Source organism: Aequorivita iocasae (assembly GCF_016757735.1).
In the GTDB taxonomy this organism is placed as follows: Bacteria; Bacteroidota; Bacteroidia; order Flavobacteriales; family Flavobacteriaceae; genus Aequorivita; species Aequorivita iocasae.
On record NZ_CP068439.1, the window covers coordinates 937,743 to 951,002 of the forward strand.

The following is a 13,260-nucleotide window of genomic DNA, read 5'->3' on the forward strand; positions in this document are numbered from 1 at the left end:
AGGTATCTTTACGCCCAAGTTTTAAAAAAACTGAGCTGGTAATGGAACAATACTATCCGTACATAAAATCCCTTCACCTAATATTTATAATCACTTGGTTTGCAGGACTTTTTTATATTGTTCGCCTATTTGTTTACCAAATTGAGGCTTCCGAAAAACCTTCCCCTGAAAGGGAAATTCTGGGAAAGCAACTGAAAATAATGGCTTCGCGCCTTTGGACCATTATTACCTGGCCCAGTATGATATTGGCTGTTTTTTTTGGCATCTGGTTGCTTTTAATGCGCACCTTTTTCTTGGCAGACGCCTGGATGCAAGTGAAATTAGCATTTGTAATCCTCTTGATTATTTACCACCTTAAATGTCACAAAATTTATAAACAGTTGCAAAACGGAGTGGTAAAGCATTCCTCAAACTATATGCGCCTTTTTAATGAAGTGCCCACAATAATATTGTTTGCCGTAGTTTTTTTGGTTATTTTGAAAAGTGCCGTCAACTGGATTTATGGAACCGTTGGCATTATAATCTTTGCTATTTTATTGATGATGGGCTATAAAATTTACAAACGCATTCGGGAGAAAAAAAATTCTGAATTCTGAATTCTGAATTAATACGGTTTAATTATTGCTATCTTTCTTTCTTCAAAACAATGTAAATGTATTTTTACAAAAAATCGCTTCGTACCCGTATCTTTCTTTCTATGTTCCTTTTAGTTTTGGGAGCTTCTGTACTCATCGCTATTGTTACGGTTTTTCAGTACAAAGAAGAGGCGCAGGATTACCACCGCGATCGCCTATTGCGAAAGGAAGCTGCCATTCGGGAAAACATCAACTACATATTAAAAACTACAACCTACCCGGTTGAAACCGCTCAAATTCCACTGATATTTAAGGATAAAATTTATGAAATTAAAGACATCCACAGCCTTGAGATTTTTCTGTATGATTTGGACGGTAATCTTTTAAAATCTTCAAAACCTTCTTTTTTTAAGGATACGGTTTCCCCAAAAATGCCTGAATATGCGCTGGAAATGCTTCAAAATTCGCCCACAAAAAGCTACATAAAGGAGTTCGAGGAAGGCGGGCAAAAGTATCAATCATCTTATACCTACATTACTGATAGTTATTTTAAACCCTTAGCAATTCTAAATTTACCCTATATTGAAGATGATGGTTTCATCACCAAAGAGCTCACCGAATACCTCTACCGGTTGGGAATTGCCTACTTTTTTATGCTAGGAGCGGCTATTGCCATTTCTTATTTTCTTTCAAAATACATCACCCGTTCCTTAAAGGAAATAAGTGAAAAGCTTTCCGAAACGCGATTTGATACCCGAAACAAAAAAATTCACATTAGCGATACGCCCCAAGAGATTTCATTACTCATAAACTCCTACAACGGAATGATCGACGAACTTGAGAACAGTGCCGCACAATTGGCCGCCAGTGAACGGGAAACAGCTTGGCGTGAAATGGCAAAACAAGTAGCTCACGAGATTAAAAATCCGCTTACGCCCATGAGGCTCACCGTACAAAGCTTTCAAAGAAAATTTGATTGCAACGATCCCGATATCGACAAGAAAATGGCAGAATATACGAATACTTTGCTGCAGCAGATTGATACTTTGAGTTCCATTTCATCGGCATTTTCTACTTACGCAAAAATGCCCGCACAGCAAGATGAAACGCTAAATGTGGTAAAAATAAGCAAATTGGCGTTGGATATTTTTAATGAGGACTACATCTATTTCTTTTCGGAAGAAAAGGAAGTACGGGCACGTTTTGACAGAACTCAACTTATACGCGTTGTTACCAATTTGGTGAAAAATAGTATTCAGTCCATAGCACAAAAAAACCCTGAAGAACCCAGGATTAATGTGGTGGTACAGCTTGAAAATACTTTCGTGAATATACTGGTTTCCGATAATGGAATAGGCGTGCCAGACGAAAATAAAAACATAATTTTTGAACCTCAGTTTACTACTAAAACCAGCGGCATGGGCCTTGGGCTGGGAATGGTTAAAAATATTGTAGAAACTTACGGCGGGACAATAACTTTGCATTCTTCAGAAGAAAAAACCACTTTTAAAGTTTCATTTCCGGCCATGCTTTAAGGTTTTTAGTAGCTTTGTGAATGTAGTCACGAATACAACAATATTTTATAGAAGTGTTTGTGTATATGTGGCAAAAAATCCAATAAACCAATAATCACTCAACGATGAAATTTCAAAATATACTTTCCGAAACCGAAAACAGCATCACGACCATTACCATCAATCGTCCTTCAAAACTGAACGCGTTGAATCGTGAGACAATCCAAGAGCTGCACGATGCTTTTGAAGAAGCAGAAAATTCATCAGACACAAAAGTGGTAATTATAACTGGAAGTGGCGAAAAAGCTTTTGTAGCTGGCGCCGATATTAGCGAGTTCGCAGATTTTTCGGTGGAAGAAGGAGGGAATTTAGCTGCAAAAGGACAGGAATTATTGTTCGATTTTGTGGCAAATTTTTCCAAACCTATAATTGCCGCAGTAAACGGTTTTGCACTTGGCGGCGGCTTGGAACTGGCTATGGCGGCACATTTCCGCATTGCTTCCGACAACGCAAAAATGGGGCTTCCCGAAGTATCACTGGGTGTAATACCCGGTTATGGCGGCACGCAACGTTTACCGCAGCTTGTAGGTAAAGGTCGCGCCATGGAAATGATTATGACCGCCGGAATGATTGATGCCAACCAAGCGCTTCAATACGGCCTTGTAAACCACGTAACCACTCCGGATGAGCTAATTGAATTTGCTGAAAAAATAGCTGGAAAGATTATGAAAAATTCTTCGGTTGCTATCGCTTCCGCGATTCGGGCTATTAATGCAAATTATGAGGATGGCGAAAACGGTTTTGAAGTGGAAATTGAGGAATTCGGAAATTGTTTTGGCACTGATGATTTTAAGGAAGGCACCCAAGCCTTTTTACAAAAACGCAAAGCAAATTTTCCGGGAAGATAGCGGTAGCCTTCGTTGAAAAATTGTCATTTTGAAAATGTCAATTTGACATTTTCGATTGTGTAAACTCCTACTGTAAAATTTCCACTTTCTTAAAAAAAATTTAAAAGCGTTCCATAATATTACATTTTTTGGTTTGGCATTTCATTTGCTTAGTAACAACTAAATTAATTGTTTAACTTAAATCTTAATTATTATGAGCACTTTAATAAATGTTCCTAAAAATGGAGGTTTGACACGAACAAATACTGACCGTTCTTCAACCCTCCCCACTTTGTCCTCTTGGATTGAAGACATTTTTAACAGGGATTTACCTTCCGTATTTTCTCAGAACTTCAATACCGGAATGAGCCTTCCAAAAGTAAACATTAAGGAAACCGCAGATGCTTATTTTGTGGAAATGGCTGTCCCTGGGCTTAAAAAATCAGATTTCCAGATAGATTTGGACAATCAGATACTTTCCATCGCTACCGAAGTGGAAGAAGAAAATGAAACAAAAGAGCAAAACTACACCCGTAGGGAATTTGGCTATTCTTCCTTCAAACGAAGTTTCACGCTTCCCGAAACGGTTGATGACGGAAAAATTAAAGCAAACTACAACGAGGGTATTTTAAGTATCCATCTTCCAAAGAAAGAAGAGGCAAAACAAAAACCCCCAAGAAATATCAAAATTTCCTAAGCATTATTTCTTGGCTAAACATTTTAGGGCTCAAATGGGCCCTTTTTTTGGCTTAGCCTATAAAAATTATTTTTGACTTGTACCCTTTAAATCCAATGAATATGATAGGCAGAAAATTTAAACCAGGAGATTGGGTAAAAATTAAAGGCAAAAACGATTCGCCTAAAATGGAAATACTGAAATATATTTCAAAAGAAGACCCCATTACCGGAATAACTAATAATGACAGTGTTGTGGAATGTGTCTATTATAAAAGTGGCGAACGCTTTACACGTTCCATCCACCAAAACCGACTTTTAAAACTGCGCGAAACAGGAGGAATTTATAAAGCATAAATTAAATTTTATGGATTTATTCCAATGAAAAAAGGATTTATTCCAAATAATAATTAACTTTGAAGAAGTCCAATCTTCAAAGTTTTTTTATGTCCACTGATTTTTTAAAAGGCCGTGGCGCCCAGAAAAATATACATAACCGCTTCTTCGAAAACAGCCACGAAGTATTGGATGAATATCTTAATTACTGTGAAGCGGAAGGCGAAGAGGCAGATAAAAACAAAACAAATTATATTGAAGTTTTTCCGAAAACATTTGTAAATAAAGTGGATAGTCCTGACGTTGGAATGGGTTTTTCGGCAAATCCGTACCAAGGTTGCGAGCACGGTTGCGTATATTGTTATGCACGGAACAGCCACGAATATTGGGGTTATGGAGCAGGATTGGATTTTGAGAGAAATATTCTCTTTAAAAGAAATGCACCACAACTTTTGGAAGAAAAAATAACTTCGAAGAATTGGCAGGGAAATACCATCGTTTTTTCGGGAAATACGGATTGTTATCAACCGCTGGAACGGAAACTTGAAATCACCCGAAAATGTCTTGAAGTAATGCTGAAATGGAAACACCCAACAGGAATAATCACCAAAAACTCACTGATACTTCGCGATCTTGATATTTTAAAGGAAATGGCAAAACTGAATATAATTTCAACAAATATTTCAATTACTTCCCTTTCTGAAGATACGCGCCGATTGCTGGAACCTCGAACTGCGAGTATCAAACAACGGCTAAAAACCGTGGAAACACTTTCAGAAAATGGAATTCCCGTTCGCGTGATGATGGCGCCGATTATTCCTTCTTTAAACAGCCATGAAATACTTCCTTTGGTAAAAAAAGTGGCAGAACTCGGCGCAGTTGATGTTGGTTACACAATCGTACGGTTAAACGGTCAAATTGCTGAAATTTTTAAAGATTGGGCACACAAAACCATTCCAGACAAAGCAGATCGTATTTTAAACCAAATTGCGGAATGTCACGGTGGAAAGCTCAACGATAGTAATTGGGGACGACGAATGAAAGGCGAAGGGACAATAAGCGAGCAAGTTAAGAACACGATGACAATAGCCAAAAAAAGGTATTTAAAAGACCGAAAAATTGAGGCTTTGGATGCTTCGCCTTTTCTCCAACTTAAAAACCCGCAGATGAAATTGTTTTAGAATTTTACTTTTCGCCGTTCCACTCTGCATAAAACTGTTTGAGAAAAGTTTCCATAAAAACGTGCCTTTCTGCAGCAATTTTTCTCCCAGTTTCGGTATTCATTCTATCTTTTAAAAGAAGTAATTTTTCGTAAAAATGATTGATTGTTGGTGCATCCGAAACTTTGTATTCCGAAGGCGTCATATTCAAATTCGGTTTAATTTCCGGATCGTAAAGTTTTCGGTTTTTAAAACCTCCGTAGTTGAAAGTGCGCGCAATTCCTATAGCTCCCAGCGCGTCCAGCCTATCGGCATCTTGCACAACTTCCAATTCTTTTGAATGAAATTCCTGGTTTTTATTTCCGCCTTTAAAGGAAACATTTTCAATAATTTTTACAACATGGTCGATTGTTTCTTCGGAAATATTTTGTGATTTTAGAAACTTTCGCGCTTTTTTTGGGCCAACGGTTTCATCGCCATTGTGAAATTTGGAATCGGCTATATCGTGGAGCAATGCGCTGAGCGAAACGATGGTTCTGTCAACTTTTTCACTTTCGGAAATGAGCAAAGCGTTTTTATAAACCCGTTCAATATGGAACCAATCGTGGCCACCTTCGGCGTTTTGCAATTCGTTTTTAACAAAGTTGATAGTTTTCTGAATAATTTCTTCCGAAGAAAATGAAGCCATTATTTATGGATTTTTGAAGTGATGATTTCTTCCACTTTGTCAATTAGCGTTTCCACTTCATAATCTGCAATTTTTATTGCGGGATGCGCGGTCATTTCCAAACGGACGCCCATTTGCATCGGGAACATTCCCCAACGTTGTAGCTTCCAGGAATTATTGAAGGTAACGGGAATAACATAACCATCGGGCACTTTTTTAAAGAGCGTTTGCAATCCGGTTCTTCGAAAAGGCTTGGGCACACCTGTTTTGCTGCGCGTTCCCTCGGGGAAAATAACGCCGCTTCGCTTAAATTTCTGAAGGTATTTTGAAAACTTCACCATTTCAACAATAGCTTGCCTCGGGTTTTTTCTGTCGATCAAAATAGAGCCGCCGTGCCTCAAATTATAGGAAACGGAAGGAATTCCTTTCCCTAATTCCACTTTAGAAATAAACTTGGGATGGTATTTCCGCAAATACCAAGTAATAGGGGAAATATCCCACATACTTTGGTGATTTGAGACAATGATTATGGGAACATTATTCGGGATGCTGGTATTGATATCGATATGGAATGTGGTCCCCAGCACATTTAAACAGCGAAGCAGTGTCCAGTTTAAATAGTCAACACTTTTTTTATGTGCTGTGTACCCAAACCAGTTAAAGCAAATCCATTGTATGGGATGGAAAATAACGATTGTAATACCAAAAAGCAGGTAAAACAATACCGTAAAGGGATAACTTATTATTTTAGAGAATGCCATCATTTCCATTCAAAAGTAAGAAAACCGCCCTTAAAAAGACGGTTTTTCGTGTTCGACTATTTCTGTTTTCAAAATCGAAAAATTAATTTTTCGATTTCAACTTAGATTTCGATTTGTTCTTCAACGTATTTCGGTCTATGTAAATATAATTGTAAACACACAATCCGACAATTAAGAGCCAAAATGCCCTATAAAGCCAATCGTTTATTTCCTTTCCAAATAAATGGGAAACCTTGGGGTCTTCGTAAATATTAAAGGCAAGTGCGCCAAAAGCGAGGATGCCAATAACAACGGTCAAGGGTTTGTTGAGTTGTATCATAACCTGTTTGGTTACTTAACAATATTCGTTATACGCGCCTTTTAGGTTTTCGGCAATCATTTGTGCAGGGCGGCCTTCAATGTGGTGACGCTCGAGCATATGCACCAATTCACCATTTTTGAATAATGCCATAGAAGGTGAGCTTGGTGGAAACGGAACCATGTTGGCTCTTGCCGCATCTACCGCTTCGCGATCAACGCCCGCAAAAACGGTTACCAGATTATCGGGCTTTTTTGAATTGTCTAAAGACATTGCAGCACCGGGACGCGCATTTGCAGCCGCACAACCACAAACGGAGTTTACTACTACCAGGGTGGTTCCTTCTTTCTTCAATGCCTCTTCCACTTCATTTGCTGTATGTAGTTCAGAGAAACCTACTCTTGTTAGGTCTTCGCGCATTGGTTTTACTAGTTCGGGTGGGTACATAATATTTGTATTTTAAAGTGTATCAAATTGTGAATGCAAAGATACTAATTTTGAAAGGGAAAAATTCCAAATAACTAGATAGGAAATTCCAAATTACAAGCTCCAAACTCCAAATAAGTGTTTAACCTCAAATTTCAAAAAATCTTAAACTAATTAAACAGCCCTCTTTTGGTTCCGAAAGCTATCGGGATGGAATTTGAGATTTGGAATTTTAAATAGTTACCTTTGTCGGCTTATAAAAAGAAAAATTACAATTTCATGCTTCGTTGGTTATTGGCCGTTCTAGGTTATTTTGTGTATCGATTTCCGGGTGCTATTGTTGGGTTTATTTTGGGAAGCTTATTGGATAACCTGAGCGTTAAGGGTAGAAGGTTTCAAACTTCCTTTGGCACATCACAACAACAAGTTACTCCAGCAGATTTTGAGTTAAACCTACTTTCCTTAGCTTCCTTGGTTATAAGAGCCGATGGAAATGTAAGCCAGACCGAACTGGATTACGTTCGCCAATATTTTGTGCAGGCCTATGGGCGCGATCGCGCTAATGCTACCTTTCGAATTTTTAATGAGGTAATAAAAAAACGCGAAATATCTGCCCAAAACATTTGTGCACTATTACAACAACGAACCCGTTATGAAAGCCGATTGCAGATTCTTCATTTCCTCTTCAGCATTGCGAATGCGGACGGAAGTGTTTCAACGGCCGAGGTAAACGAGATAAACCGAATTGCAGGCTTTTTGGGAGTTTACGGACGGGATTTTGAAAGTATTAAGGCGATGTTTTTCAAAAATCCCGACAGTGCTTACAAAATCTTGGAAATTGACAGAACAGCAACCGTAGCTGAAATTAAGACCGCGTACAGAACAATGGTAAAAAAATACCATCCCGATAAACTGCAGCATATGGACGAAGCACACCAAAAAGGAGGTGAGGAAAAGTTTAAAAAAGTGCAGGAAGCCTACGAACAACTTCAGAAAGAGCGCGGATTTTAGGCGTTTTCACAAATTAGACTATTCCTTTTTAAAAAATATCACTTAAATAAAAAGCTATTTGTTTCCTTATTTTTAGGCTTAACTAAAAATAAAACATAGCTTAATGTAAAAATATTTTTACCTTTGTGCCTATGTTTACATTAGCCGAAGAAAACTATTTAAAGGCAATATTTCATTTAGAGCATGAAAGTTCAGGTGAAGTAAGTACCAACGCGATTGCGGAAAGTATGGAGACCAAACCCTCTTCCGTGACCGATATGATTCAAAAACTGGCAGAGAAAAAACTGGTAGTTTACAAACGCTACAAAGGTGCCCAATTAACCGAAAAAGGCAAAAAAATTGCGGCAAATGTTATTAGAAAACACCGTTTATGGGAAGTTTTTTTAGTGGAAAAATTAAACTTCCACTGGGATGAAGTCCACGAAATAGCGGAACAGTTGGAGCACATTCAATCGGAAGAATTAATCACCCGCCTCGATAAATTTTTGGGCAGCCCCGATTTTGACCCTCACGGCGACCCTATTCCCGATAAGCACGGAGTTTTAAAACGCACGGAGAAAAAATTACTTTCAGAAATAGAAAAAACCCAAAAGGGCGTTTGTGTAGGTGTAAAGGAAAGCAGCGCTGACTTTCTTCAGTATTTAGATAAGAAAAAAATCAGCATTGGTACAAAAATTACTGTGCTGGGCAAGGAATTTTTTGACGGCTCCATGATAATCCAAGTAGGCAACGAACAGTTTTTTATTTCAAAAACAGTAGCCGAAAATCTCTTTGTGCAAACACTTTAACGCTTTGTGCAATTGTACAGCCCTTACTTTAAAGGGTCTTGATTTAATCCTTATTCAACTAAAAATGAAAGTAAATAAATTTATAATTCTAAGCATACTGGGTCTCTTTTTCAGTTGTAAAAATGCGTCTGAGGACAATGGTAAACTAAAAATTGTTACAACCACAACTATGCTGACAGACTTGGTTTCTGAAATTGGCGGCGAAAACATTTCACTGCAAGGTTTGATGGGTGCAGGCGTAGATCCGCATCTTTATAAAGCTAGTGAGGGTGATGTTACAAAACTTTATGAGGCCGATATTATTTTTTACAGCGGTTTACATTTGGAAGGAAAACTTGTGGATATTTTTGAAAAGATGGAACGCAAAAAAAACACTGTCTCGTTGGGAGATAAATTGCCAAAGAATGAATTGATCCCTTCGGAATATTTCGCTTCAAATTATGATCCACACGTTTGGTTTAATATTCAATTCTTCAAACAGTTTGCACAGCTGGTTACTGACGAATTTTCCAAAGCAGATCCCGCAAATGCAGAAAGTTATTCTGAAAACAACAAAAAATACCAACAAAAACTAGATGCCCTAGAAGCTGAAATCAAATCCACTATAGCAACATTGCCTGAAGAAAAGCGCATTTTGGTGACCGCGCACGATGCATTCAATTATTTCGGAAAAGCGTATGGTTTTCAAGTAGTGGGATTGCAGGGAATTTCCACGGCAACCGAGGCAGGCGTAAAAGACGTGCAAAATCTTTCAGAATTTATAATTAAAAATAACATAAAAGCCATTTTCGTAGAAAGTTCGGTCCCCAGACGTACCATTGAGGCGCTTCAGCAAGCGGTTCTCTCAAAAAACCATAATGTTGAAATCGGCGGTTCACTTTACAGTGATGCACTGGGCGATTCCGGAACCGAGGAAGGCACCTATATTGGGATGTTCAAATACAATGTAAATACAATTGTGAACGCTCTAAAATAAGGAAACAAACAGTATAAAAATGGATAATCAAAAACTTGCCGTACAGATAGACGATCTTACCGTGGCATACAATTATAAGCCTGTATTATGGGACATTGACCTATCTGTGCCAGAAGGGGTTTTAATGGCAATCGTAGGTCCAAATGGTGCGGGAAAATCTACACTCATCAAAACCATTCTGGGTATAATAAAACCCATTGCCGGAACTGTTTCCATATATGGAAAACCCTATTCAAAACAACGAAAATTGGTAGCTTATGTGCCACAAAAAGGAAGTGTAGATTGGGATTTCCCCACCACCGCACTCGATGTGGTTATGATGGGAACTTATGGAAATTTAGGTTGGATAAAACGACCTGGACAGAAAGAGAAAAAAATTGCCTTGGAATCCATGGAAAAAGTGGATATGCTTGCTTATAAAAACAGACAAATAAGCCAATTGAGCGGCGGGCAACAACAACGAGTATTTTTAGCCCGAGCATTAGCACAGGACGCGTCTATCTATTTTATGGACGAACCTTTTCAGGGGGTTGATGCTACTACCGAAATTGCCATCATCAATATTTTAAAGGAATTGCGAAAAGCTGGTAAAACGGTAATTGTGGTTCATCATGACTTACAAACCGTACCAGAATATTTTGATTGGGTAACTTTTTTAAATGTGAAGAAAATAGCAACAGGACCAGTGAAGGATATATTTAATGATGATAATTTAACCAAGACCTATGGAATTAATTACAAAGTTGCTGTAAATAAATAATCAGTAAATAATTTAAAAGTTATAGAAGATTTTTTCAAAATAAAAGATGAATATCCAAGAATACTTTGAACTGGTTTGGACCGATTACACCCTACGCACCATCACGCTGGGAACGGCGGTATTGGGCGCCATTTGTGGTATGTTGGGTAGTTTTGCTGTACTTCGGAAACAAAGCTTGCTGGGTGATGCCATCTCGCACGCGGCCCTTCCCGGCATTGCATTGGCATTTTTGATTACAGGCGCTAAAGATTCCGGAACATTATTATTGGGTGCATTGGTTAGTGGTGTAATAGGAACATTTTGGATTCGGGGAATTACTTCAAACACACATTTAAAAAGTGATACTGCCCTCGGATTAATTCTTTCAATATTTTTCGGTTTTGGAATGCTGCTGCTTACTTTTATTCAAAAGCAGCCCAATGCCAACCAGGCTGGGCTGGATAAATACCTCTTTGGCCAAGCTGCAACACTTATGGAAAGTGATGTACGGTTAATGATTATTGTTACAGGAATTTCACTTTTTGTAATGCTACTTTTTTGGAAGGAATTCAAAATATTGCTTTTTGATGCAGATTACACAAAAACACTTGGCTTCAACACCAAATTTATAGATGTTTTAATAACCTTTTTAATTGTCTTGGCCATTGTTTTAGGCCTTCAAACTGTGGGAGTGGTCTTGATGAGTGCTATCCTTCTTGCTCCTGCAGCCGCAGCCCGTCAATGGACAAACAATCTGGGCACTATGGTGTTATTGGCAGCTGTATTTGGGGCCCTTTCAGGCGTCTTCGGAACAGCCATAAGCGCCAGTCAGAATAACCTTTCTACCGGCCCCGTAATTGTACTTGTTGCTGGAGTATTTGTGCTACTTTCCTTTATATTTTCGCACAAACGGGGACTATTATTTCGCGAAATCCGTTTTCGGAAAAATCGCACCGATTTAAAACTGATGAAAACCCTTCAGTTTATGTACGGCATTGCGCAAGAGCATCAAAATATTTCGCATCCGCACGCTATTCGTATTCTTAATAATTTCCAAGGTTTTACAAAAGGTTCACTTAAAAAATTAGAAAACGAAGGATGGATAGCCATTGAGGGGCAACAATGGGCAATGACCCCAAAAGGTTATAAACAAGCTGAGGAAATGTATAATCAAAAAACCACATGAGTAGTCCGCAGATAGAAATACAGCTTATTGCAGCCATTGTCGCTATGGCTTGCGCCATTCCGGGTGTGTTTTTAGTACTTCGGAAAATGGCTTTGATAAGTGATGCCATAAGCCACTCTATACTTCCGGGTATTGTTATTGGGTTTTTTGTGACGCAAGATTTGAATTCCCCATTACTTATTCTTTTGGCAGCCTTAACGGGTGTTATTACAGTTGTCATGGTAGAATTTATCCAAAAAACCGGCTTGGTTAAGGAAGATACGGCTATCGGCCTTGTTTTTCCGGTTTTATTTAGCATAGGTGTTATACTTATTGCAAAGAATGCAAACGATGTACATCTGGACGTTGACGCCGTTTTATTGGGTGAACTCGCTTTCGCCCCTTTTGACAGATTATTGGTTGGAGGCGCAGATTGGGGTCCAAAATCTCTCTGGGTAATGGGAAGCATTTTATTCATTACAATAAGCTTACTAATATTGTTTTACAAAGAATTAAAAGTTACCACTTTTGATGCCGGACTTTCTTCAGTATTGGGAATATCACCTTTGGTGATGCATTATGGTTTGATGTCAGTTTCTTCAGTTACCGTTGTGGGTGCCTTTGATGCCGTTGGAGCAATTTTGGTCGTGGCTTTAATGATAGCACCGGCAGCCACGGCGTATTTACTTACTGAAGATTTGAAAAAAATGATTTGGCTTTCAGTATCTTTCGGAGTGTTTTCGGCAATTTCAGGGTATTGGGTTGCAAATTTGCTCGATGCGTCCATTTCCGGGTCAATCGCTACTACCCTGGGTGTTATCTTTTTAGCAACATACCTATTTGCACCAAAAAAAGGGCTCATTTCGGTTCTTTATCGCCAAAAGCAGCAACGCATTGAAGTATCGCTCATTACTTTCCTATTACATTTAAACCGCCACGAAGAAAAAAGCGAGAGACATATCAATCATTTGCAAGAACATATTAATTGGCAGGCTATTCGTGCTAGGACTGTGTTGGATTTGGCCGTAAAAAATAATCTTGTTGAAATAGAAGACGATATAGTTTATCTTACTGAAAAAGGATTGGCTTTTACCGAAAAATCCCTTGAATACATCATCAGCAATAAAGATGAAAAGATAGAGCCAATGAAAGAAGATTTCTTTCTTTTCCGGGGATAAAGTATTGCAGGCAAAATTAATTTAGATACTAGATTTTCATAAGTGATTTATAACGCCTGTTTTTTGGCAGTAATTTTTAATGTATCTTTAAATTTGATAAATCA

The 13,260-nt window shown here is 38.3% G+C and carries 16 protein-coding genes; 12 read left to right on the forward strand and 4 right to left on the reverse strand.

Annotation, left to right across the window (positions count from 1 at the left end):
• Positions 1-41: 41 nt before the first annotated feature.
• From JK629_RS04400 to JK629_RS04425, 6 genes are all read left to right on the forward strand, one after another.
• Positions 42-596: a CopD family protein gene (locus JK629_RS04400; protein ID WP_202337412.1), complete on the forward strand. Its 555-nt coding sequence runs from the start codon at positions 42-44 to the stop codon at positions 594-596.
• A 56-nt stretch (positions 597-652) separates the two neighbouring features.
• Positions 653-2,110: a sensor histidine kinase gene (locus JK629_RS04405; RefSeq protein ID WP_202337413.1), complete on the forward strand. Its 1,458-nt coding sequence runs from the start codon at positions 653-655 to the stop codon at positions 2,108-2,110.
• 104 nt (positions 2,111-2,214) lie between these two features.
• Positions 2,215-2,997: an enoyl-CoA hydratase/isomerase family protein gene (locus tag JK629_RS04410; RefSeq protein WP_202337414.1), complete on the forward strand. Its 783-nt coding sequence runs from the start codon at positions 2,215-2,217 to the stop codon at positions 2,995-2,997.
• A 193-nt stretch (positions 2,998-3,190) separates the two neighbouring features.
• A complete protein-coding gene (locus JK629_RS04415) occupies positions 3,191-3,673 on the forward strand; it encodes an Hsp20/alpha crystallin family protein (RefSeq protein WP_202337415.1) in 483 nt (160 codons plus the stop codon).
• 101 nt (positions 3,674-3,774) lie between these two features.
• Positions 3,775-4,008, forward strand: a complete 234-nt coding sequence (locus tag JK629_RS04420) for a hypothetical protein (protein ID WP_202337416.1) — start codon at positions 3,775-3,777, stop codon at positions 4,006-4,008.
• A gap of 89 nt (positions 4,009-4,097) precedes the next feature.
• Complete coding sequence (locus JK629_RS04425) at positions 4,098-5,168, forward strand: PA0069 family radical SAM protein (protein ID WP_202337417.1); 1,071 nt, start codon at positions 4,098-4,100, stop codon at positions 5,166-5,168.
• A gap of 4 nt (positions 5,169-5,172) precedes the next feature.
• Here the strand turns inward: JK629_RS04425 and JK629_RS04430 are convergent, their stop codons facing one another.
• From JK629_RS04430 to JK629_RS04445, 4 genes are all read right to left on the reverse strand, one after another.
• On the reverse strand, positions 5,173-5,835 hold the full coding sequence (locus JK629_RS04430; RefSeq protein ID WP_202337418.1) for an HD domain-containing protein: 663 nt from the start codon (positions 5,833-5,835) through the stop codon (positions 5,173-5,175).
• The gene (locus tag JK629_RS04435) at positions 5,835-6,575 is read right to left on the reverse strand and encodes a lysophospholipid acyltransferase family protein (RefSeq protein WP_202337990.1); all 741 of its coding nucleotides are present in this window, start codon (positions 6,573-6,575) and stop codon (positions 5,835-5,837) included. The genes JK629_RS04430 and JK629_RS04435 overlap by 1 nt, the downstream gene beginning before the upstream one ends.
• 82 nt (positions 6,576-6,657) lie before the next feature.
• The gene (locus tag JK629_RS04440; RefSeq protein WP_062620159.1) at positions 6,658-6,894 is read right to left on the reverse strand and encodes a hypothetical protein; all 237 of its coding nucleotides are present in this window, start codon (positions 6,892-6,894) and stop codon (positions 6,658-6,660) included.
• 15 nt (positions 6,895-6,909) lie between these two features.
• Positions 6,910-7,320, reverse strand: a complete 411-nt coding sequence (locus JK629_RS04445; protein ID WP_062620161.1) for a BrxA/BrxB family bacilliredoxin — start codon at positions 7,318-7,320, stop codon at positions 6,910-6,912.
• A gap of 258 nt (positions 7,321-7,578) precedes the next feature.
• On the opposite strand from JK629_RS04445, the gene JK629_RS04450 reads away from it, so the two are divergent.
• The 6 genes from JK629_RS04450 to JK629_RS04475 all read left to right on the forward strand — a co-directional run bounded on the left by JK629_RS04450 (position 7,579) and on the right by JK629_RS04475 (position 13,156).
• A complete protein-coding gene (locus tag JK629_RS04450; RefSeq protein ID WP_202337419.1) occupies positions 7,579-8,310 on the forward strand; it encodes a TerB family tellurite resistance protein in 732 nt (243 codons plus the stop codon).
• Between the two features lie 131 nt (positions 8,311-8,441).
• Positions 8,442-9,098, forward strand: a complete 657-nt coding sequence (locus JK629_RS04455; RefSeq protein WP_062620164.1) for a metal-dependent transcriptional regulator — start codon at positions 8,442-8,444, stop codon at positions 9,096-9,098.
• 64 nt (positions 9,099-9,162) lie between these two features.
• Entirely contained in the window at positions 9,163-10,074 is a 912-nt protein-coding gene (locus JK629_RS04460; protein WP_202337420.1) for a metal ABC transporter solute-binding protein, Zn/Mn family, read from the forward strand.
• Positions 10,075-10,093: 19 nt separating this feature from the next.
• Positions 10,094-10,834: a metal ABC transporter ATP-binding protein gene (locus JK629_RS04465; RefSeq protein WP_202337421.1), complete on the forward strand. Its 741-nt coding sequence runs from the start codon at positions 10,094-10,096 to the stop codon at positions 10,832-10,834.
• Between the two features lie 46 nt (positions 10,835-10,880).
• Positions 10,881-11,999: a metal ABC transporter permease gene (locus JK629_RS04470; protein WP_202337422.1), complete on the forward strand. Its 1,119-nt coding sequence runs from the start codon at positions 10,881-10,883 to the stop codon at positions 11,997-11,999.
• The gene (locus JK629_RS04475; RefSeq protein ID WP_202337423.1) at positions 11,996-13,156 is read left to right on the forward strand and encodes a metal ABC transporter permease; all 1,161 of its coding nucleotides are present in this window, start codon (positions 11,996-11,998) and stop codon (positions 13,154-13,156) included. Before JK629_RS04470 ends, JK629_RS04475 begins: the two co-directional genes overlap by 4 nt.
• Positions 13,157-13,260: the final 104 nt, after the last annotated feature.